This window comes from Salmonella sp. 741265116_PST (assembly GCF_046567715.1).
GTDB classification, from domain to species: domain Bacteria; phylum Pseudomonadota; class Gammaproteobacteria; order Enterobacterales; family Enterobacteriaceae; genus Salmonella; species Salmonella enterica.
Genome location: NZ_JBKFPH010000031.1, coordinates 18,969 through 38,805, shown reverse-complemented (window position 1 = coordinate 38,805; position 19,837 = coordinate 18,969). Strand labels below are relative to the sequence as shown.

The window sequence follows — 19,837 nt, the reverse complement described above, 5'->3', positions numbered from 1 at the left end:
TGATTTGAGAATTGTGACTGGGATCGATTGTAACGCCAGTCACAGAAAAGTGTGATTGTTTTAGTGCCGTTGCCCCAGGCACTGTCGAATGAGGATAAAAAGTATATACCCTAAATAATTCGAGGTGCAGAAAGGCGGCAAGTGGGTATCGGGGTTATAAGCGCTGTTACTGAGCCTAAACTCAGCATAAAAAATCCGCATAATCCCAACGTTGACAGTCCAGGCCACAACTTTTATTTATAAATACGTTACTTGCATTTGCGCCTGCACCGGTTTCTGTTCTGCCCTTGTGCCATGGTCGCGTTTTTCATTTCCTGACACGAGGTTGATATGACAGAGATCGTTGTTTCCAAATTTGGCGGTACCAGCGTCGCTGATTTTGACGCCATGAACCGTAGCGCGGATATCGTACTTTCCGATGCCAATGTTCGTTTAGTCGTGCTTTCCGCGTCTGCCGGCATCACTAATCTGCTGGTGGCGCTGGCCGAAGGGATGGAGCCTGGCGAACGTTTCGCTACGCTCGACGCCATCCGTAAAATCCAGTTCGATATCCTTGATCGTCTGCGTCATCCGAATGTCATTCGCGAAGAGATTGAACGCCTGCTGGAAAACATCACTATTCTGGCGGAGGCGGCATCGCTGGCGACATCGGCAGCCCTGACCGATGAACTGGTCAGTCACGGCGAGCTGATGTCTACCCTGCTATTTGTTGAGATCCTGCGTGAACGCGACGTACAGGCCCACTGGTTCGACGTGCGCAAAGTGATGCGTACCAGCGATCGCTTTGGTCGTGCGGAACCGGACGTCGCAGCGCTTGCGGAACTGGCCGCGCAGCAGTTGCTCCCGCGACTGAACGAAAATTTGGTCATTACTCAGGGCTTTATCGGCAGTGAAAGCAAAGGCCGCACCACGACATTAGGCCGCGGCGGCAGCGACTATACGGCAGCGTTGCTGGCTGAAGCGCTCCACGCCGCGCGGGTTGATATCTGGACAGATGTGCCCGGTATTTACACCACCGACCCGCGCGTGGTGCCCGTCGCGCAGCGAATTGATGAAATCGACTTTGAAGAAGCGGCGGAGATGGCAACCTTCGGCGCAAAAGTACTGCATCCAGCCACCTTACTCCCGGCCGTGCGTAGCGATATCCCGGTCTTCGTTGGCTCCAGTAAAGATCCGCAAGCGGGCGGTACGCTGGTGTGCAATAAAACCCAAAACCCGCCGCTATTCCGCGCGCTGGCGCTGCGCCGCAATCAAACGCTATTGACGCTGCACAGCCTGAATATGCTGCACTCGCGAGGTTTCCTGGCAGAGGTGTTCGGCATTCTGGCGCGGCATAATATTTCGGTAGATCTGATTACCACTTCGGAGGTGAGCGTCGCGCTGACACTGGATACTACCGGCTCCACCTCCACGGGCGATACGTTACTGACACAATCCTTATTGATGGAGCTTTCCGCGCTGTGTCGGGTAGAAGTCGAAGAAGGACTGGCGCTGGTCGCGCTGATTGGCAACAACCTGTCAAAAGCCTGCGGCGTTGGTAAAGAAGTGTTTGGCGTCCTGGAACCGTTCAACATTCGCATGATTTGTTACGGCGCCTCCAGCCACAATCTGTGCTTCCTCGTGCCGGGAGACGATGCCGAGAAAGTGGTGCAAAAGCTACATCAGAACTTATTTGAATAATCGCCCTGACACGACAGCGGGTGAGCACTATCAGGCAATACGTTGCCGGATGGCGACGCAAGCGCCTTATCCGGCCTGTCGCAGCTCCCGGCGTATAGCGCTTGTCGCTATACGCCATACCCGATATCACTTACAGCATACGCCGCTGGTGCTGTTTTTCCGTGTGGACCCGCTTAACGATTTTATAGATCCACTGCAGTGTCAAATTGTACTTTTTGGCCAGCTCCGCATAATTACGCCCATCGCACTCGCTGTAAATCTGATAATCCCGTTCCGAGGCCCGGCCAGAGATACCTTTGGGGAAATAAATGCTTTGCCCGCCCCAGTTGCGCATCATTCTGTCAGCAATTGCCTGACCGGCATTTTCGGCTGACGCGCTATCAATATTCATGCTTTCAATAAGCACCTGCGACGCATGAAACGCCAGATCGTTAATAATCTCCGGAAGCCGAACCATTTCTTTTGATTTCTGAATCATATTTTATCTCCATATCCAGCACCATGCTCCCCGTGACGGCACCAAAAAGGGAAGCGTAAAAAACGGTGCAATAACTACCTATCAATACATTCAAAATATATATAAATATTTACTATCAACGGCATTTAATTATAAATTAAAAGAATGTATATATCGTTTTCAATTTATAATATGTATTTATTTTATAGGTGAAGTAAGCCTTCACTGATGTCATCATTTTACACAATACTGTATGCATATACAGTTAATTTTTTGCATTTTTTTCTGCGTTCGATCAAAAAGATCGCTTTCATCACGATCGCGTGAATTTTTAAACTAACTTTAAAAATCAATAAGATAATTTTAATCAAAAATTATTATGACGCAGCAATACCGCCACCGTAGCCTGCCACAGACACATACTGACTCTCCGCAGGCAACCTCTATCCCCGGCCCCGAACCCTTTATTTATTCGTTTATTTGTTGGCATTTGACACCATGCGCTAAACATTTTTTAAAGTTATTTATTAAAGCCCTTTTCGTTCTTCCGCTATGGGGAAAAGCGATACTTCTCTCTCAATTATCAGGAGATAGAGTATGCGAAAAATTATTGTTCCCCGACTTTCCGGCTGGCTGATTGCCTCTGTCGTACTGTTTGCGCTTATCGGCTGGACATCATCAGCGCAAATTCCGGTAGTCATCTATAAACTCAGCCTTGTCTCGTTATCAGCGGTGCTGGGTTACTGGCTTGACCGCAGTCTTTTCCCCTGGGCGCGTCCCGACTCCTTCTGTCCGTGGGAAGAGTCACTGTGCTGCGCCGCGGCGATGATTCGTCGCGCGATCATCGTTGCGGCAATTTGCCTTGCCGTCGCGCTGGGGCTGTAACGATGCGTTATCAATACGTATGCCTGGTCTGCGCTATGTCTTTCTTGTCTGCCGACGCTGCCGAACCGCCGCGCACTTCTCTGCAATGGCGCAACGAAGTGATTCGTACCGCGCGCGAAATCTGGGGGCTTAACGCCCCCGTTGCTGATTTTGCCGGGCAACTACATCAGGAATCTGGCTGGGCGCCTGACGCGCTTTCTCCGGCTGGCGCGCAGGGTATGGCGCAATTTATGCCTGCGACGGCAAAATGGGTAAGCCAGATGTATCCGGCGCTTCGCGAGAACAAGCCGTTTAATCCCGCCTGGGCGATACGCGCGCTGGTGCAGTATGACTATCAACTCTGGAACGGCCTGGTCGCGAAGGATAGCTGCCAGCGAATGGCTTTCACTCTGAGCGCCTATAACGGCGGGCAAGGCTGGGTGAACAGAGATAAAAAGCTGGCCGCTGCAAAGGGGTTGGATGCGTCCATCTGGTTTGAACATGTAGAACGCGTTAACGCCGGGCGCAGCGCCGCGAACTGGCGCGAAAATCGTCATTATCCTGAAGCGATTTTATACCAACATGCTCCCCGTTATTTGCAATGGGGGCAGGCTAGCTGCATTCATTAATCAGAGGGAGTAATGAAACTCAGTATCGATTTTTGGGAAGTCATCTCCCTCTTACTTTCGTTTGTTGGACTCATGTTTGCTGCCGGTAAATTGCTGCTGGCGCAAATTGAAAAACGGCTGAATGAACGTTTTGAAGCACTGGAAGCTGCCCGGCGCGAATCAGAAATAGGTTGGTCCAGGCTGGAGAGAGAATTTCTGGAATTTCGCGCCGATTTACCGCTGCATTATGTCCGCCGCGAGGATTATCTTCGCGGCCAGGCCGTTCTGGAAGCAAAACTGGATGCGCTATATAGCAAAATAGAACTGATTCAACGAGGTAACCTTTAAATAAATCCCCGTCGTTTATACGCCGGGGATTTTTTATTTGTTTTAACTTTTTTCTCTAAAGCAGATTAAAAGACGCCTCGCGCCTGATACGCCAAAATATCTCCGAACTGTGACGGAGAGAGAATATCTCCTCTCCTGGCGAATTAAGGAAAGCGTATATGGAAACATTATCTGTTGTAAATGCCGTCGCGAATCGACTGCGTGAATTAAATCCCGATATGGATGTACTTATTTCATCGGCAGACCCGAAAGCGTATATCCCAAACGTACAGCAGATAACGGTATTAATCCACTACCGCGGATCGGTTTTTGCCGCATCAGAAAGTACTGATACCACCGTGCAAAAACAAACTCTGCGCATTTCCGCCGCCGTTATTGTTCCGCAAACAAGTGACGCGATAAACGCGCTGGATCGTATACGCAGTTCACTGGGCGGCATCACGCTCCCTGACTGCGATCGACCACTGTGGCTGAAGCGAGAAAAGTCTCTCGGCGAGAACGCCGGCTTCTGCCGCTACATTCTGAAAATGACCGCTCACGCCCTGTTTATCGCCGATCGGGAAAGCAAGGACTCCCCCCTGCTTACATCTGTTAATTATGAGGAAATTCAATGAAATATATCTACAGTGGCCCGGCAAGCGGCGTCACGCTCGCCGACGGCCAGGAAGTCTTACTGTGGCCCAATAGCGAAATCGAGCTACCGGAAGATAACGAGTGGGTAATCACCATGATTGCCCGCCGTCACCTGGCGCCAGTGGTTACGCAAGAAGTAGAAACTAATGAAGAGGAAATTGTCCATGGCAGCTAATTACCTGCACGGTGTAGAGACCATTGAGATCGAAACCGGCCCACGTCCGGTTAAGGCGGTGAAATCTGCGGTTATTGGTCTGATCGGCACCGCGCCATGCGGCCCGGTAAACCAGCCGACGCTGTGCCTTTCTGAAAGCGACGCGGCGCAATTTGGTCCAGGTCTGGCAAATTTCACCATCCCGCAGGCGCTGAAGGCGATCTACGATCACGGCGCGGGAACGGTCGTGGTGATTAACGTGCTGAATCCGACGGTACACAAAAGCGCCATTTCCAGTGAAGTCGTGAAGGTTGATGACAATGGTCAGATTCAACTCAAGCACGGGGCCGTGCAAACGATGAGCATTGGCCGCAGCACGAGCGCCGGAAACGCTTATCTCAAAGGCACCGATTACACCATTGATATGCTGACCGGTAAAATCACCTGTATGGGAACCAACCTGAAACCCGGCGTTCAGGCCTATGTGAATTATACTTACGCGGACCCCACCAAAGTGACCGCTGCCGATATTATTGGCGCGGTAAACACTGCGGGCGACCGTACCGGTATGAAGCTGTTGCAGGATACCTGGAACCTTTACGGTTTCTACCCAAAAATTCTGCTTGCGCCGATTTTCTGCACCCAGAAATCCGTCTCCACTGAACTTATCACTCAGGCGGAAAAGCTGGGGGCCATCGCCTACATCGATGCGCCAATCGGCACCACGTTCCAGCAAGCGCTGACAGGACGCGGCGCAAAAGGCGCGATCAACTTCAACACCAGCTCCGATCGCGTTCGTCTGTGCTATCCGCACGTTAAAGTGTACGACAGCGCGACGGACAGCGAAGTTCTGGAGCCGCTCTCCTCCCGCGCCGCAGGTCTGCGTGCCAAGGTGGACCTGGAAAAAGGCTTCTGGTGGAGCAACTCCAATCAGGAAATTCAGGGCATTACCGGCGTAGAGCGCTCACTGTCAGCGATGATCGACGATCCGCAAAGTGAGGTGAATCAACTGAATGAAAACGGCATCACCACCATCTTCAACAGCTATGGCTCCGGTTTGCGCCTGTGGGGCAACCGTACCGCCGCCTGGCCGACGGTTACCCATATGCGTAACTTTGAGAACGTGCGCCGTACTGGTGATGTGATTAACGAATCGATTCGTTATTTCAGCCAGCAGTATATGGATATGCCGATTAATCAGGCACTGATTGATGCGCTAACCGAATCGGTGAACACCTGGGGTCGTAAGCTGATTGCCGACGGCGCGCTGTTGGGTTTTGAATGCTGGTACGACCCGGCGCGTAACGAACAGACTGAACTGGCAGCCGGGCATCTGTTGCTGAGCTACAAATTCACCCCGCCGCCGCCGCTGGAACGTCTGACGTTTGAAACCGAAATTACCTCTGAATATTTAGTTTCTCTGGAGAGCAATCGCTAATGGCTGGAAAAATTCAAATTAACCGTATTACCAACGCCAATATTTATCTCGATGGTAATAATCTTTTAGGTCGCGCGAGTGAAATTAAACTGCCTGATATCAGCATGATTATGCAGGAGCATAAAGCGTTGGGGATGGTAGGTAAAATTGAGCTGCCTGCCGGCTTTGACAAACTGGAGGGCGAAATTAAATGGAACTCGTTTTACCACGACGTCATGCGTAAAACGGCAAACCCGTGGCAGGCGGTGGCATTGCAGTGCCGCTCCAGCATCGATTGTTATAACTCGCAGGGTAAAGCGGATCAGTTAGCGCTGGTGACGCATATGACCGTAATGTTTAAAAAGAACCCGCTGGGAACGTTTAAACAGAATGAAAACCCGGAATTTAGCAGCGCCTTCGGCTGCACTTATATTAAACAGGTGGTTGACGGTGAAACGCTTCTTGAACTGGATTATCTGGCGAATATCTTCCGCGTAAATGGCGCGGATCAATTAAATGCCTACCGTAATAATATTGGCGGTTAATTACTTCGGGGCTACGGCCCCGAATTTAACACGACGAATAAGGACTACACCATGAACGAAAAATATACCCTGCAGTTCCCGTTTACCTCCGCCGCCGGGGAACGTATCGACGTTCTGCAATTACGTCGCCTGAAGGTAAAAGATATGCGCGCCGCGCGCCGCGTCAGCGATAAACCGGAAGAGTGGGATGAGCCGCTGATGGCGGCGATGACCGGGCTGGTAACCGAAGATCTGGCGGAAATGGATCTGCTGGACTATCAGGCATTGCAGAAACGATTTCAGGCCATGTTTAGCATGGCTACAGAACCCACAGCAGTTGTGGCAGGCAATGGCGCTGCTGGCGAGGTGGTTTCGCTTTCCGCCCAGTGAAATTGACGCGCTGTCGGTTGACGATTTTACCTGCTGGCTGGATGAAGCCAGCGCGCAAATTAAACACGAATACGACTCGCAGACTTAATGCCTGCGGGTTTCCTGACCCAAGCCCGGTTCACTCCTTCCCTGTTCTTTTTCCGGCAAGCAGCCTGTTACCGGGCAACTTATACGAGACACTATTTTGGCCAACGACATTATTACTCAGCTTCAGGCGCGTAATGAGACGTTGACGCAGGCAATAGCCCGTTACGGCTCACTCAACGCCAGCACGCTATACACGCTCAGCTTTGAGCAAACAAAAATCACCCGGCTTACGCAACAGCTCGCTAACTTTGCCCTTCACCGGGAAGAGAACGATAAACAGCGCGCCGGGTTGCTGGAAAAAACACAAACGTTCGCCGGACAGCTCGGCAAGCTCCTGAACGTTGAGACTCCCGACTGGAAGCTGCCTTACGAATTTCAGGGCAACATGGTCGATATGGCGGCGAAAGGCGGCATGGATAACACCGCGCGGGACGCCCTGAGCCTGAATATCCGCGACTGGAGTCTTGATTTCAATCAGGATCAAAAAGATCTGCAAAGCGCCGCCGCCACGATGATCGAAGGCGGCGTCAGCGCATTGCAGGATCTTAGCCGCTACATGCCCGATATCGCCAAAGCCGCAACCGCCTCCCGCGACAGCGCGCAAAGCTGGGCGCAGGCGGCTCTGGCCACTCGCGACAAACTGAACATCGCCCCTGACGACTTCCGTTTTGCGCAAAATATGCTGTACAGCGTGGCAAAAAGCGGCGGCGGCTCCGTTGCAGAACAAACCCAGTGGATTAACGCCTTTGCCGGAAAAACCGACGCTCGGGGGAAAGAAGGCATTGCGGAACTGACCGCAACGATGCAAATCGCCATGAAAAACGCCCCTGACGCAGGCGCGGCGGCAGCGAATTTCGACCATTTCCTGAAATCCGCCTTCTCGAAAGAGGCGGACAGTTGGTTTGCCCGCCAGGGCGTGGATCTTCAGGGATCGCTGCTGGAGCATCAGCAAAACGGCATCGGCGTGACGGAAGCGATGGCCCACATCGTGCAGATGCAACTGGAGAAAATGAACCCGCAGATCCTCGACACCTTCAGGCAAACCATGAAGATTGAGGATCTTTCCGCGCGCGGCGACGCGCTACAGGCCATGACGGAGAAATTTAACCTCGGCGCGATGTTCGGCGATGCGCAAACGCGGGATTTTCTCGCCCCGATGCTGGCGAATATGGACGAATATCGCCAGCTAAAAGCCTCCGCAATGCAGGCGGCGGGGCAAAATTTTATTGATGATGACTTCGCCGCGAAAATGACATCGCCCGGAGAGCAGACCAAAGCGCTACAGCTTTCACTTAACGATCTGTGGTTGACCGTCGGCCTGGAACTGATGCCCGCCATTGGCGAACTGGCGCAAAGCGTCACGCCGCTGGTGCGGCAGTTCAGCGCCTGGCTGCGGGAAAATCCGGCGCTGGTGCAAGGGGTCGCCAAAGTCGTTGGCGTTATCTGGCTGTTCAACGGGGCGCTGAATATTCTCAGGCTGGGAGCAAACCTCATTGCGTCACCGTTTATTCGCCTGATCGATATCTTCCTGAAGGTCAAAGCCGGTCTGGCGCTGGGCGGCGGCAGTCGCGCGCTGTCGGTTCTGAAATCGTTTGGCAACGGTGCGAAAAGCCTGACGATGCTGCTGGGAAACGGCCTGATAAAAGGGCTACGGCTGGTCGGCCAGACGTTTATCTGGCTGGGTCGGCGCTGCTGATGAACCCTGTCGGCCTGACTATCACCGCTATCGCAGGCGCCGCCTATTTACTTTATCGCTACTGGGAACCGATTTCCGGTTTCTTTGCCGGAGTCTGGGAGCGCATCAAAACCGCCTTTGACGGAGGCATTGCCGGCGTCACGCGTTTGATTCTCGACTGGTCGCCGCTGGGGCTGTTTTACCGCGCCTTCGCCAGCGTACTGGACTGGTTTGGCATTGAACTCCCCGCCAGCTTCAGCGAATTTGGCGGCAATATTCTGGATAGCCTGATCAACGGCATTCTGAATGCGCTTCCTTTCCTGAACGGGGCGATTGAGAAGATAAAAGCGCTGATCCCCGACTGGGCGAAAAGCGCGCTGGGCATCAACGCTGAAATGCCGTCTGTCGCCGCCGCCGTCCCCGGTATTGCCGGAACAATGGTCGCGCAACAGGCCAGCGCGCCGCTGGCATCGGGAGCGAAAGCGGTGACAACGCCGCTGGCGTCCACGGCCAAAACGATGGCCTCGCCGCAGCCTATGAAGACGAAAAGCGCCGCCACGCCGCCGACGCCAGCCGCGCTTCCCGGCAAATCCGGCGGGAAACCTTATACGCTGCCCTCCCGCGCGCAAAGCAACGTGCAGGTACACTTTTCCCCGCAGGTTACCGTGCAGGGAAGCGGCGCGAATGCCGCCAAAGATATCAACAACGTGCTGTCGCTGAGTAAACGCGAGCTGGAGAGAATAATTAACGATGTCATGGCGCAACAACGGCGCCGGGAGTACGCATAATGTATGCCGTATTAGGCGAAATAGAATTTGACGTCGTCGCTTACTGGGACGAATTTGAAAGCACGATGGGCGTGGATTATACCAGCCATGCCCGTATTGAAGGGAAACCGGGCGTGCAATTTATCGGCGATAAGCTGGACAAAATCACCCTGAAATTCAACTTTCATAGTCAGTATTGCCAGCCGACCACCGAGCTGAACCGTCTGCGGGAAGCGATGACCGCGCACCAGGCGATGGCGCTGGTGTTCGGCAATGGTGATTATCGCGGCTGGTTCGTGATTACCGATCTGACCGCTACCCACCAGCACACCGATCCTTACGGTAACGTCATTGCCCAGGGCGGCAGTCTGTCGCTACAGGAGTACACCGGCGATCCGAAGAGCCCGTTACTGCCTCCGGCCATCACCACCCAGGAACCGAACATTGACGAGATGTTGGATGAGCTTCCCGACGTTAGCGATTCCTGGTTCGATGAACTGATGAGCGCCGTCGAAGAGGGTATGCGTGAAGCCAAAGAGATGATGGATGAGGTGGCTGACGCCATTGATGACATCAAAAAAACGATCGCCCAGGCGAAAGAGCTGGTGAAGGAAGCCAAAGCGCTGAAAGAAAAATGTGGCGATATCGTCGATTCGCTGAAAAAAACCATGAGTTCGATAGACGCGCTGTTCCAGCAGCCGCTGGATTTGCAAACGCTGGCCGGGCTGCCGAAAGCGCTGGCGGCGAAAATGCAGGAACTGATCGACAGCCTGCCGGGGATCCGCGAATGCGCGGGCGACGCTGGCACGCTTATCGAACACGCCGAATCGCTGTTTGACACTATCACCAGCAGCGTCGCGGAAGCGGCTTACGACAGCGCCGCGACGCTGGTCAATCAAGCGCGCGACACACTGCAAACAAGCGCGCCTGACGTGAGCCAGCTTGCCGCCGCCGATATTACGAGGAGTCTGTAATGCGCTATCTTGAACATATCACCACCGACGGCGAACGCTGGGATAATCTCGCCTGGCGCTATTACGGCGATGCGCTGGCCTACGAACGCATCATCGCGGCCAATCCGCACGTCGCTATTATGCCGGTTTTGCCGTCAGGCGTGCGGCTGGTCATCCCGGTTGTCAGCGTCACGCAAACGACCCCGGAGCTACCGCCATGGCTGAGATAACGGTATCCGGCGGGGTGTTCGCCACCCTGACGCCCATTTTTACCCTTTGGTATGGACATAAAGAGATCACTTACGACATCGTGCCTTACGTCACCAGCATCAGTTACAGCGACAGCATTAAAAACGAGTCGGATGTTATTGCCATTGCGCTGGAAGATAGCGCCGGGCGCTGGGTAAACGAATGGTATCCGGGAAAAGGCGACACGCTGGCGCTGCGCCTGGGCTACCAGGGCGAAGATCTGCTCGATTGCGGAACCTATATCATTGATAAAATTGATATCAGCGCGCCGCCTTCGACGGTCAATATCGACGGTATCGCCACCTCGGTCAGCAAAGCGCTACGCACCAAAAACAGCCAGGGCTTTGAGGAGACTACGCTTTACGCCATCGCCAGTCGCATCGCGCAAAAACACGGTTTAACGCTGGTGGGCAAGATTGCGCCGCTGACGATTGATCGGGTCACGCAATATGCCGAAACCGACGTGGCGTTTCTCAAACGGCTGGCGAGTGAATATGGCTATACCGTGAAAGTGACGGCGACGGAGCTTATCTTTTCGCATCTGCCGACGCTACGCTGTCTGGCGCCGGTGAAGACGCTCAGGCGGACGGATATTTCGCACTACACGTTCAAAGATACCATCAACCGGATCTACAAAAACGCCACCGTGCAGCATCAAAATAGCAAGCAAAAAGAACTGGTTATCTACACCCATGACAGCCAGAAAAAAGCCCCGGCGCGCGGTGCGGCGACCAGCGCCGATACCCTGAAGATTAACAGTCGCGCTCCGGATACCGGCGCGGCGCAGGCTAAAGCCAATGCCGCGCTGGACAGCCACAACGAATACCAGCAAACCGGCACGCTCAGCATGATGGGCTGCCCGCAGTTGACGGCGGGCAACAAGATAGAACTGAGCGATTTTGGCGTGCTTTCCGGGCAATGGCTGATTGATAAATCCATGCACAAACTCACGCGCAGCGGCGGCTACACTACCGAAATCGACATTTCACGCGGACCGGCAACCAGCCAGTAAGGAGACAATATGAAAGGCGTTACCCGCCAGACGGGCATTATCAGCGATATTGATGAGGCGGTCGTGCGCGTCAGAGTCACTCTGCCGGAGTGCGATAACCTGCGCAGTAACTGGCTTGCGGTGCTGCAACGCAACACGCAGGACAACAAAGATTACTGGTTGCCGGATATTGGCGAACAGGTGGAAGTTTTGCTCGACGACAACGGCGAGGATGGGGTGGTGCTGGGCGCGGTCTACTCCAGCGTGGATACCGCGCCGCTGGCCTCGCGCGACAAGCGCTACGTGCAGTTTTCCGACGGCGCGACCTTTGAATATGACCGTGCGTTACATCAGCTCACCGTCAACGGCGGCATAGAAAAAATCGTCATTGAAGTGAAGGAACGTACGCAGCTTACTTCACCGCAAGTAGAGGTCAGGGCGCAGCACGTCACGGTGATATCAGAAACCGTAGACGTGGCGGCCACCTCCGTGGGCGTCAAGGCGGTAAATGTCAACGTGGAAGCGCCCCATACGGGTATTAAAGCGCTGAATGTCACCGTCGATGCGCCGCTCAGCACCTTTACCGGCGACGTTACCGTGATGAAAAAACTCACCTGGCTTGGCGGTATGGCAGGCAGCGGCGGCGTCGGAAACAGCGCGGTTATCACGGGCAACGTGAATGTCCTCGGCAACGTTAACGCCAGCGGCACGCTGATGGATAGCGGCGGCAACTCCAACCATCACTCTCACTAACCCAACCCCGCCGTCACGGCGGGTTTTCTTTGTGTAATCAATTCGTTTCCTAAAGCGCTTTAATATCGTTCCCCCCGCCAGGAGGCGAAAATAGCCTCATGAACACAAAAACACGACCCTCGACCCTGCACTGGCAACCTGCCTTGCAACGTCCTGAAGAATACGTCTGCGGGCTGGATGATATTCATCAGGCAATACACATCCTTCTGCGCACGCCGCGCGGCAGCGATCCCCACAGGCCGCTTTTTGGCAGCAATCTGTGGCGCTATATCGATTACCCGATCGAGCGGGCTATTCCGCACGTTGTTCGGGAGTCGGTGGAAGCGATTCGCATGTGGGAACCCCGCTGCTGGTTGCTGAAGGTGACGCCGACGATTGACGGCGAACACCTGACGTTACGCGTGCAATGGCGTGCCGCAGACGGCGTAATCAACTCAACGGAGGTGTTATGGCGATAGCCGAACCCGACTTTATTGACCGCGACCCCGCGCAAATCACCAGCGAGATGATTGCGCAATATGAAGAAGCCAGCGGTAAAAAACTCTACCCGGCGCAGGCTGAGCGGCTGCTCATTGACCTGTTTGCTTATCGTGAAAACCTTGTCCGTATCGGCATTCAGGAGGCGGCGAAGCAAAACCTGGTCGCGTATTCCCGCGCGCCGATGCTGGATTATTTAGGCGAGCTGGTTGGCGTTCACCGTCTGCCCGCTCAGGCGGCGAAAACCACGCTGCAGTTTTCTGTTACTCAAGCGGCTAAAAGTAACCTGTTGATTCCACAGGGTACTCGCGCCAGCGCGTCGGATAGCGTGATGTTCGCCACCGACGAAGATGTTCTGTTGCCTGCGGGCAGCCTGAGCGCTGCGGTAACTGCAACCTGTGTAGCAACCGGTGAATCCGGCAACAACTGGCAGCCTGCACAAATTAACGCGCTGGTGGATCGGGTAGGCAATTACGATCTCAGCGTCACCAATCTGACGGCCTCAAGTGGCGGCTGCGGCGAAGAGAACGACAACGCGCTACGTAAACGCGTCCAGCTAGCGCCGGAAAGTTTCAGCAACGCGGGCAGCTATGGCGCCTATCGCTTCCATACGCTCTCGGTCAGCCAGTCGATTATCGACGTGGCGGTGCTGGGGCCGGATGAAGGGCTGGCGGAAGGCTGCGTGGAACTCTATCCGCTGACCCTGAACGGTCTGCCGGGGCCGGAGCTTCTTGCCCAGATCGAACGGGAGGTGAGCAAAGAGAACAAGCGCCCGCTAACCGATAAGGTCAGCGCGAAGCGCGCGCCGCGCGTGACTTATCAGATCTGCGCCCGGCTAACACTGTTTAACACCGCTGACCAGGAGACAACGCTTGCCACCGCGCGTGAAGCGATTAATACATGGACGCGCTCGCGCCAGACCCGACTGGGCCAGGACATTGTGCCAAACCAGATAATTAAAGTATTGCAGGTCGATGGCGTGTACGACGTGGCGCTGGATATGCCCGCAAAAAAAGTATTGCAGGCGCACGAATGGGCGGAATGTACGGCTATTGACGTGACGATTGCCGGAGTCAGCGATGGATAAATTGCTTCTGCCGCCGCCGCTGGCCAGCGACGAACGTTTTTCGATTCTGGCGAATATTGCCGCCGAACGCTTTGCGCAAATCGACCTGACGGCGTTGCTGGTCTATCTGGTGGATATCGTTGATGCCTCGGCACTGCCCTCGTTGGCCGAACAATTTCATGTACAGGGGCTCGAAGGCTGGCTATTTTCCGCCAATGAACAGGAGAAACGAGAGTTAATTAAACAGGCGATTGAACTGCATAAATATAAAGGAACTCCCTGGGCCGTTCGCCGTGTACTGGAAATATTATCCTTACCCGGCACGATTTCAGAATGGTTTGAGTATGGCGGTAAGGCTTATTTCTTCAAGGTTGAAATTGAGCTCATCAACCAGGGCATGGATGAAAATCTTTTTAATAATCTGGTCGTTCTTATTCATGAGTATAAGAACGTGCGCTCAAAGCTGGAAGCGTTAATTGTCTGGATAATTAACCAAAGCGCTATTCCTGTTATCGGCAGCGCGCTTTACGGTGGAGAAATAACGACCGTCTTACCCTTCCAGGTTCTGGAAGTTCAACAAACTAAACCGATCTATTTCGGTACAGGGCAATGGAGCCTTGAAATTACATCTATTTACCCGGAGTAATTATGGATAATGAGTTTTATACCCTCCTGACCGACAGGGGAATGGCGAAAATCGCCAGCGCCCTTGCGGATAAGAAACAGATACATCTGCAAAAGATGGCGGTTGGCGACGGCGGCGGACAGTATTATGAACCGACCACCAGCCAGACCACTTTACGCCACGAAGTCTGGCGCGGCGATATGAATACGCTAACCGTTGCGCCGAACAATCCCAACTGGCTGATTGCCGAACTGGTGCTGCCGGAAGAGGTTGGCGGCTGGTACGTGCGTGAAGTGGGCGTATTCGATGCCGACGGTGAACTGATCGCCATCGGCAAATTCCCAGAATCCTACAAACCGCTGCTGCCGGGCGGCTGCGGCAAGCAGGTCTGCATTCGCCTGATTATGGAAGTCTCCAACACCACGGCGGTGACGCTGACGGTCGATCCGAGCATTGTGCTGGCGACGCGCGACTATGTGGATGCCCGGCTGGACGAGCATGAACATTCGACAAATCACCCGGATGCGACATTAACGCAGAAAGGGTTTACACAGCTCAGTAATGCCACCGACAGCGATGACGAAACCAAAGCGGCTACGCCAAAGGCGGTAAAAGCGGCGATGGCGGAAGCGCGTAATCACACGCATACCTGGAACCAGATTACCGGCGTTCCGGACGGTACGCTGACGCAAAAGGGGATTGTTAAGCTTAACAGTGCGACGGACAGCACCAGCACAACGGAAGCGGCAACGCCGAGCGCAGTCAAGGCGGCGATGGATAAGGCGAATGCGGCAGCTCCGGCGAACCATACTCACGTCTGGAACCAGATTATCGGCGTCCCGGACGGCACGCTGACGCAAAAAGGGATTGTGAAGCTTAATAGCGCCACCGATAGCACCAGCACCACCGAAGCGGCAACGCCCAGTGCGGTCAAGGCGGCGATGGATAAGGCGAGTGCGGCGGCCCCGGCGAACCATACTCACGCCTGGGGGCAGATCACCGGCGTCCCGGACGGTACGCTGACGCAAAAAGGGATCGTGAAGCTTAATAACGCAACGAACAGCACCAGTACCACAGAAGCGGCGACACCGAGCGCGGTAAAAGCGGCGTATGATTTGGCAAACAGCAAAACCTCTGCAACGAATATATATACCAGGACACAATCTGATGCACGATACGTGCAAAATGTTATGTTAGGTGCAGTAGGAAAAGCAGGCACGGCAGCCCCTGCTGGATGCGTTGTTACTTATGTAGATGGTGGCGATAAAATGCAAGGTATCGAATATAAACCTCTTCAGATTAATATTAATGGTACCTGGCGCACTATTTCAGGATAAGGATTTAAAACCATGAAATTAAAGAGCGTAAAACGTTACTACCCAGATGATATGCCATTTGGTGAAAATATCCAGTACTTCATAGATGAGAATGGAGTGGATTTTTACAGCGCAATCGAACATTTCAATTTGAAATACAAATTATGCATCCACCCTGAAACAAAAGTCATTCACTCGGTAAGTGAAGATATTTCTAAATTATACCCAGCCGGTTTCGATATTGTTGAAACTGATAATGCTCCATATGACGACATTATTTCAGGAAAATATCAATTTGTAGATGAAAGAATAATAATGAGAACATATAATGAAATAGAACTTACTCGAATCACCAATGTGGAAAAATCAGAAAGACTAAAACTGGCCAATGAAAAAATAATACCGTTACAAGATGCTGTAGACCTTGAAATAGCCACTACCGAAGAGATACAAAAATTGAATGCCTGGAAGAAGTATCGAGTTGAAATCAATAGAACTAACACTAGTAATTTACTCGACGTTAGCTGGCCTTTGCCACCAGATGTATAAGTCCGATAGACATATACAGTAAATTTAATAATATATACATAAATATAGGCCCGATAAGCGTGAACGCTATCGGGCATCACTCTCATAACATCACTGCAGTCTGTCCAACTTCGGGACACCCACCTCCCGGTTGCCTGAGAGGATAGATAAAAATATTGCGGACCTCGCACTTTAAACACTGAAGTGTTTTATCCAATTCAGCGACATAAAAACTACCAGAAATAAAAGGAGGGAAATAAGATCACTCCCATCCCAACTCTCATTTTATATCACCCCATTGAAATATAAAAGACAAAACAATCATTAAAACATTTATCAACTTATATTACATATATTAATCACACCATAAATAAATAAATTACATTCATATCCTGAATGTAATTTAAATTCAATAACCATATGAACACTAATTTTGTTGCAATATAAAGCACATTAAATATAGTGGAACATGGCTAAAAACACCTAGTATTCACAGGGGAATATAATGATTATTGTTTCTGTGCTCAGACAAAGCAAAGACTTCACCACAAAACATGCTCAATGGTTACATAAGCAGCTCAAAGGTTATGATTCTGTTTGTTTAACAGATGCGCTAAAGATAAAAGGGGTAAATACAGCGCCTCTTTTGTATGATTGGCCAGGATGGTGGGCAAAACTAGAACTTTTCAATCCACTGCATCCTGTTCTTGGTAATGAGGATATTCTCTATATTGATATAGATAGCGTTATTGTGGGAGATATTACTCCTCTGACAACTATGAAAAAAATAACATTACTTAATGACTTTTCTCAGCATGGTGCTTCAGTTGCGCCAGCAACAGGTATTATGTTTATTCCTGCACCCGCAAAAAAAAATGTGTGGGATGAATTTATGAAAAATCCTGAAAAGGAAATCAATGCTATAAGAACCCCGCCCTATCATGGCGATCAAGGATTTATCGGCAGAATATGTCAAGATGCTGAAAGATGGCAAAACATCTTACCCGGAAGAATTATTAGTTACAAAGCTAATATAGCAACACCAAAAATGATTGGTTTTAACCCTGAACTATACGATGGGACAGGTAATGGAAAATTACCTGACGGAGTAAGCATAGTCTGTTTTCATGGTTCCCCTCGCCCCTGGAACACAGCATTGCCTTGGGTGCCTTACTTTAGTTTAAAAAACACAATCCAAAGCAAAGTGAAACAATATAAGTTATCACTGCGTTAAAGCTTCCTTCTCGTCAATGCCGGCGCTTTTCTTTGCGCCACCAGAACCTCTATATATTTCTAATCCGGTAGCGTAAGCGCCATCGGGCGATGCGTTGCCGGATGGCGACGCAGGCGCGTCATCCGGCGGTTCCCGCGCCAGGCGCTGCCGGCGGAATACTGCTCAGGAATCCGCAACACCCTACTCGTCCCATCAACATGGGCAACTTTCCCCTATTTATGCACTCCCCATTTTGAACCTCGTCACAAAACCACACAAAACAACACAAAGCAAAAACATAAATTAATCATTATATTTTAATGAGTTACATTTAAAAATTGATATCTTTTGGTATAAGCCCACTTTCTCATTGTTGCTTTATTTGGTTTTAGTTGGAATTATGATTGCACTACAACACAGATAACCCCCTTACCCTATTTGAGGCCGCTATGAAAAAAATTGCGATTATTGGAAGCAGTGGAGGCAACCTCTACAACCTGGGTGGCGCCGAGCCAGAGAAGTTACTCCAGGAGATTTATCAGCAGTGTGAGGCTGCGGGCGTAAATGTGGCCGCCGTACAGTTTATCGCGGCAGAAGCCTCGATGGACGTCGCCAAACCGGATACCCCGGCATCGGTTTATGCATTAACCACAGAAAACCAACAAAAACCACAGCGCATATTTCAGGGCAAACTTTCGGAGGTAAACACCTCGGTAGTAGAAAGCGATCGCCAAATCGCTGAGATGATCCGCTGCGGTGAGATCGATGGGATCGTGGTAATGAGCGCCGATCCGGTAAAGGCGAACCAGGCCGTTTTTGCCGCCGCCGTTGAGATGAAAACACCGATTGTCGGCACCGGGGGAACCTCCATGGCGCTGGTGGCGGCAAAGGGGGCGAATGTGGTCGCGACCTCCGGAACAACCGGCACCACCAGCCGTACCCGCGCCGTCTCCTTCGTGGCGTCACTGTGTAAACATTGGGGTATCAAGTACAAACCACAGTTGGGTAGCGCTTCGCCCTCGCAGAGCGGTTCCGGAAAAAGCCTGCTCAAACGTTTTAACATTCGTAGCATCATGATCCCTGCGCTACCAGGCTTTATCGCCATGGCGATTGTACTCGCCCTGAGCCATATACCAGGACTGGAAAAACTTAACGATATCTTTGAAATCTTATTAAAAGGCCTGCCGGTGTTAGTCGCGGTACTGGCGGCAAAACAGATTTCCGAACTGGATGAAGTTTCAATTGTGGCCGGGGTCGTCGCTGGCGTGCTTTCCGTAGAGGGCGGACTGATCGGCGGCATTATCGGCGGTGTAATGGCGGGGATTTTCGTCCGTTGGCTGTTCGAGCTGTGCCTGAACTGGCGCTTCCCAATGACTACCGTCAACATCGTCGCCGGTGGGATATCGGGCCTTGCCGCTGGGTTAATCATGCACTATCTGCTGAGTCCGCTGGCGCTATCTGCGGGTAATTACATCAAACTAGCTATCGAAAGCACGCTGGCATTCAGCCCAATTCTTGCCGGGCTGCTGGCTGGTCTGGTTATCTGGCCTGCCATTCTCGGCGGCGTCTATCACGCGGTGATCCTGCCGTTGGTGCTGCTGGAGATGGAAAAATCCGGCGTCAGCTTCCTCGGCGCGGTCGATATGGTCGGTCTGGTGATGGTGGCCGCAGGTATTAACCTTGCCAATGTGATCGCCCCGCGTGAAAAAAGCGAAGCTGCCGTTGCTACGCCGGGCCTGCTCATTAACCTGGGCTTTGGCACCTTTGTTGAATCCGCCTATCCCTTCATGTTCGCCAACAAAATTGTTTTTGGCTCCGCCATTTTTTGGGCCGGAATGGGCGGCATGATGCTGGGCTTTTTTAACGTCAAAGGCGTGGCCTATGTTCCGGCTTTCGCCTCACCGTTCTTATCCAGCAATGCGCTCCAGATGGCCATCGTAATGATTGCCACAATGGCGATGACCTGCCTTACCACCATTATTGCTAACCGTTTCAAACCTGTCGTACAGAGCGAATCAACAACGACAGCCGTTAATTAATGCACCAACACCAGAGGTACACC

General features: G+C 52.2%; 21 protein-coding genes and 2 pseudogenes. 22 read left to right on the top strand and 1 reads right to left on the bottom strand.

Features of this window, described 5'->3' with window-relative positions:
* Window positions 1–330 precede the first annotated feature (330 nt).
* On the top strand, window positions 331–1,680 hold the full coding sequence (gene lysC, locus ACLD11_RS18250; RefSeq protein WP_411015219.1) for a lysine-sensitive aspartokinase 3: 1,350 nt from the start codon (window positions 331–333) through the stop codon (window positions 1,678–1,680).
* A gap of 130 nt (window positions 1,681–1,810) precedes the next feature.
* On the opposite strand, the gene ACLD11_RS18245 is transcribed toward lysC, so the two are convergent.
* The gene (locus ACLD11_RS18245; RefSeq protein WP_000615248.1) at window positions 1,811–2,158 is read right to left on the bottom strand and encodes a Mor transcription activator family protein; all 348 of its coding nucleotides are present in this window, start codon (window positions 2,156–2,158) and stop codon (window positions 1,811–1,813) included.
* A 576-nt stretch (window positions 2,159–2,734) separates the two neighbouring features.
* On the opposite strand from ACLD11_RS18245, the gene ACLD11_RS18240 reads away from it, so the two are divergent.
* The 21 genes and pseudogenes from ACLD11_RS18240 (at window position 2,735) to ACLD11_RS18140 (ending at window position 19,814) form a co-directional block, all read left to right on the top strand.
* Window positions 2,735–3,022, top strand: a complete 288-nt coding sequence (locus ACLD11_RS18240; protein WP_001226439.1) for a putative holin — start codon at window positions 2,735–2,737, stop codon at window positions 3,020–3,022.
* 2 nt (window positions 3,023–3,024) lie between these two features.
* The gene (locus tag ACLD11_RS18235; protein ID WP_023201674.1) at window positions 3,025–3,630 is read left to right on the top strand and encodes a lytic transglycosylase domain-containing protein; all 606 of its coding nucleotides are present in this window, start codon (window positions 3,025–3,027) and stop codon (window positions 3,628–3,630) included.
* Window positions 3,631–3,642: 12 nt separating this feature from the next.
* A complete protein-coding gene (locus ACLD11_RS18230; protein ID WP_000777269.1) occupies window positions 3,643–3,957 on the top strand; it encodes a hypothetical protein in 315 nt (104 codons plus the stop codon).
* 158 nt (window positions 3,958–4,115) lie between these two features.
* Window positions 4,116–4,571 carry a Gp37 family protein gene (locus ACLD11_RS18225; RefSeq protein ID WP_023201675.1) on the top strand — a complete coding sequence of 152 codons (456 nt, stop codon included), beginning with the start codon at window positions 4,116–4,118 and terminating at the stop codon, window positions 4,569–4,571.
* Window positions 4,568–4,765 (top strand): hypothetical protein, encoded by a 198-nt coding sequence (locus tag ACLD11_RS18220; protein ID WP_023201676.1) that lies wholly within the window; start codon window positions 4,568–4,570, stop codon window positions 4,763–4,765. The genes ACLD11_RS18225 and ACLD11_RS18220 overlap by 4 nt, the downstream gene beginning before the upstream one ends.
* A complete protein-coding gene (locus tag ACLD11_RS18215) occupies window positions 4,755–6,182 on the top strand; it encodes a phage tail sheath subtilisin-like domain-containing protein (protein ID WP_411011969.1) in 1,428 nt (475 codons plus the stop codon). Before ACLD11_RS18220 ends, ACLD11_RS18215 begins: the two co-directional genes overlap by 11 nt.
* Window positions 6,182–6,706, top strand: coding sequence for a phage major tail tube protein (locus tag ACLD11_RS18210; protein WP_000907494.1), 525 nt, complete (start codon window positions 6,182–6,184; stop codon window positions 6,704–6,706). Before ACLD11_RS18215 ends, ACLD11_RS18210 begins: the two co-directional genes overlap by 1 nt.
* A 51-nt stretch (window positions 6,707–6,757) precedes the next feature.
* Window positions 6,758–7,075, top strand: coding sequence for a phage tail assembly protein (locus tag ACLD11_RS18205; RefSeq protein ID WP_023201678.1), 318 nt, complete (start codon window positions 6,758–6,760; stop codon window positions 7,073–7,075).
* Window positions 7,035–7,163: a GpE family phage tail protein gene (locus tag ACLD11_RS18200; protein ID WP_001651222.1), complete on the top strand. Its 129-nt coding sequence runs from the start codon at window positions 7,035–7,037 to the stop codon at window positions 7,161–7,163. The genes ACLD11_RS18205 and ACLD11_RS18200 overlap by 41 nt, the downstream gene beginning before the upstream one ends.
* A 96-nt stretch (window positions 7,164–7,259) precedes the next feature.
* A pseudogene (locus ACLD11_RS18195) lies at window positions 7,260–9,625 on the top strand (phage tail tape measure protein).
* Complete coding sequence (locus ACLD11_RS18190; protein WP_411015218.1) at window positions 9,625–10,578, top strand: phage tail protein; 954 nt, start codon at window positions 9,625–9,627, stop codon at window positions 10,576–10,578. The pseudogene ACLD11_RS18195 and the gene ACLD11_RS18190 overlap by 1 nt, the downstream one beginning before the upstream one ends.
* Window positions 10,578–10,787 (top strand): tail protein X, encoded by a 210-nt coding sequence (locus ACLD11_RS18185; protein WP_023201681.1) that lies wholly within the window; start codon window positions 10,578–10,580, stop codon window positions 10,785–10,787. Before ACLD11_RS18190 ends, ACLD11_RS18185 begins: the two co-directional genes overlap by 1 nt.
* Entirely contained in the window at window positions 10,775–11,818 is a 1,044-nt protein-coding gene (locus ACLD11_RS18180) for a phage late control D family protein (protein ID WP_411011965.1), read from the top strand. The genes ACLD11_RS18185 and ACLD11_RS18180 overlap by 13 nt, the downstream gene beginning before the upstream one ends.
* 9 nt (window positions 11,819–11,827) lie before the next feature.
* Window positions 11,828–12,550, top strand: a complete 723-nt coding sequence (locus ACLD11_RS18175) for a phage baseplate assembly protein V (RefSeq protein ID WP_411015217.1) — start codon at window positions 11,828–11,830, stop codon at window positions 12,548–12,550.
* 98 nt (window positions 12,551–12,648) lie between these two features.
* Window positions 12,649–13,008, top strand: coding sequence for a GPW/gp25 family protein (locus tag ACLD11_RS18170; protein ID WP_183060006.1), 360 nt, complete (start codon window positions 12,649–12,651; stop codon window positions 13,006–13,008).
* Entirely contained in the window at window positions 12,999–14,114 is a 1,116-nt protein-coding gene (locus ACLD11_RS18165; protein WP_411015216.1) for a baseplate J/gp47 family protein, read from the top strand. The genes ACLD11_RS18170 and ACLD11_RS18165 overlap by 10 nt, the downstream gene beginning before the upstream one ends.
* Window positions 14,107–14,739: a phage tail protein I gene (locus ACLD11_RS18160; protein ID WP_411015215.1), complete on the top strand. Its 633-nt coding sequence runs from the start codon at window positions 14,107–14,109 to the stop codon at window positions 14,737–14,739. Before ACLD11_RS18165 ends, ACLD11_RS18160 begins: the two co-directional genes overlap by 8 nt.
* A 2-nt stretch (window positions 14,740–14,741) precedes the next feature.
* Window positions 14,742–15,863, top strand: a pseudogene (locus ACLD11_RS18155) (tail fiber protein); the annotation flags it as partial.
* 204 nt (window positions 15,864–16,067) lie between these two features.
* Window positions 16,068–16,583, top strand: coding sequence for a tail fiber assembly protein (locus ACLD11_RS18150; RefSeq protein WP_411015214.1), 516 nt, complete (start codon window positions 16,068–16,070; stop codon window positions 16,581–16,583).
* Window positions 16,584–17,067: 484 nt separating this feature from the next.
* Window positions 17,068–17,796 (top strand): hypothetical protein, encoded by a 729-nt coding sequence (locus tag ACLD11_RS18145; protein ID WP_000587740.1) that lies wholly within the window; start codon window positions 17,068–17,070, stop codon window positions 17,794–17,796.
* A 428-nt stretch (window positions 17,797–18,224) separates the two neighbouring features.
* On the top strand, window positions 18,225–19,814 hold the full coding sequence (locus ACLD11_RS18140) for a PTS sugar transporter (protein ID WP_000716847.1): 1,590 nt from the start codon (window positions 18,225–18,227) through the stop codon (window positions 19,812–19,814).
* Window positions 19,815–19,837: the final 23 nt, after the last annotated feature.

What these genes read in the sequence shown, in the direction of transcription:
- ACLD11_RS18165 (WP_411015216.1), top strand. Translation starts at nt 12,999, where the DNA reads ATGGCGATAGCCGAACCCGACTTTATTGACCGCGACCCCGCGCAAATC.
- ACLD11_RS18160 (WP_411015215.1), top strand. Translation starts at nt 14,107, where the DNA reads ATGGATAAATTGCTTCTGCCGCCGCCGCTGGCCAGCGACGAACGTTTT.
- lysC (WP_411015219.1), top strand. Translation starts at nt 331, where the DNA reads ATGACAGAGATCGTTGTTTCCAAATTTGGCGGTACCAGCGTCGCTGAT.
- ACLD11_RS18235 (WP_023201674.1), top strand. Translation starts at nt 3,025, where the DNA reads ATGCGTTATCAATACGTATGCCTGGTCTGCGCTATGTCTTTCTTGTCT.
- ACLD11_RS18245 (WP_000615248.1), bottom strand. Translation starts at nt 2,158, where the DNA reads ATGATTCAGAAATCAAAAGAAATGGTTCGGCTTCCGGAGATTATTAAC.
- ACLD11_RS18170 (WP_183060006.1), top strand. Translation starts at nt 12,649, where the DNA reads ATGAACACAAAAACACGACCCTCGACCCTGCACTGGCAACCTGCCTTG.
- ACLD11_RS18240 (WP_001226439.1), top strand. Translation starts at nt 2,735, where the DNA reads ATGCGAAAAATTATTGTTCCCCGACTTTCCGGCTGGCTGATTGCCTCT.
- ACLD11_RS18220 (WP_023201676.1), top strand. Translation starts at nt 4,568, where the DNA reads ATGAAATATATCTACAGTGGCCCGGCAAGCGGCGTCACGCTCGCCGAC.
- ACLD11_RS18150 (WP_411015214.1), top strand. Translation starts at nt 16,068, where the DNA reads ATGAAATTAAAGAGCGTAAAACGTTACTACCCAGATGATATGCCATTT.
- ACLD11_RS18210 (WP_000907494.1), top strand. Translation starts at nt 6,182, where the DNA reads ATGGCTGGAAAAATTCAAATTAACCGTATTACCAACGCCAATATTTAT.
- ACLD11_RS18205 (WP_023201678.1), top strand. Translation starts at nt 6,758, where the DNA reads ATGAACGAAAAATATACCCTGCAGTTCCCGTTTACCTCCGCCGCCGGG.
- ACLD11_RS18140 (WP_000716847.1), top strand. Translation starts at nt 18,225, where the DNA reads ATGAAAAAAATTGCGATTATTGGAAGCAGTGGAGGCAACCTCTACAAC.
- ACLD11_RS18175 (WP_411015217.1), top strand. Translation starts at nt 11,828, where the DNA reads ATGAAAGGCGTTACCCGCCAGACGGGCATTATCAGCGATATTGATGAG.
- ACLD11_RS18145 (WP_000587740.1), top strand. Translation starts at nt 17,068, where the DNA reads ATGATTATTGTTTCTGTGCTCAGACAAAGCAAAGACTTCACCACAAAA.
- ACLD11_RS18230 (WP_000777269.1), top strand. Translation starts at nt 3,643, where the DNA reads ATGAAACTCAGTATCGATTTTTGGGAAGTCATCTCCCTCTTACTTTCG.
- ACLD11_RS18215 (WP_411011969.1), top strand. Translation starts at nt 4,755, where the DNA reads ATGGCAGCTAATTACCTGCACGGTGTAGAGACCATTGAGATCGAAACC.
- ACLD11_RS18185 (WP_023201681.1), top strand. Translation starts at nt 10,578, where the DNA reads ATGCGCTATCTTGAACATATCACCACCGACGGCGAACGCTGGGATAAT.
- ACLD11_RS18180 (WP_411011965.1), top strand. Translation starts at nt 10,775, where the DNA reads ATGGCTGAGATAACGGTATCCGGCGGGGTGTTCGCCACCCTGACGCCC.
- ACLD11_RS18200 (WP_001651222.1), top strand. Translation starts at nt 7,035, where the DNA reads ATGGCGCTGCTGGCGAGGTGGTTTCGCTTTCCGCCCAGTGAAATTGAC.
- ACLD11_RS18225 (WP_023201675.1), top strand. Translation starts at nt 4,116, where the DNA reads ATGGAAACATTATCTGTTGTAAATGCCGTCGCGAATCGACTGCGTGAA.
- ACLD11_RS18190 (WP_411015218.1), top strand. Translation starts at nt 9,625, where the DNA reads ATGTATGCCGTATTAGGCGAAATAGAATTTGACGTCGTCGCTTACTGG.